General features: G+C 67.6%; 1 pseudogene. It reads right to left on the bottom strand.

The features are described from left to right. Positions 1–268 (bottom strand): annotated as a pseudogene (locus EN939_RS37805) (hypothetical protein); the annotation flags it as partial. Positions 269–386: the final 118 nt, after the last annotated feature.

Here is a 386-nt window from a genome sequence, read left to right as displayed (position 1 = left end):
CGCCAGCGCCGCCCTGGCCACCGACAGCGACGGCCGCAAAGGCACCACCGGCGCCCGCCAAGCCTCCATCACCACCTGAACCACCGACCGACTGCGCGAAGATGCCGATCGAGAGGTCCCTGTCAGTGGTGATCCGAGCCGTATTTTCGACATAGACTTTCTGGCTGCCACCACCGGAACTGCCATTGCCGCCCAGCGAGAAGGAAGGTCCGCCGACCGTCACCGCAAAGCCGCCGGAGCCGCCGCCGCCGCCGACCGACTGCGCCATGATGCCGTGCGACTGAATACCTTCGGTCTGGACGACGGCGCCGTTGATGACATCAACGGTCTTGCCGCCGCCACCGCCGGCGCCCTTACCACCGATCCCGATGCCGAGGCCCAGGTTC

Source organism: Mesorhizobium sp. M7A.F.Ca.CA.002.05.1.1 (assembly GCF_003998335.1).
GTDB lineage: Bacteria > Pseudomonadota > Alphaproteobacteria > Rhizobiales > Rhizobiaceae > Mesorhizobium.
Note: the sequence above shows the minus strand (reverse complement) of the source record. Positions and strands in the feature narration are given on the sequence as shown.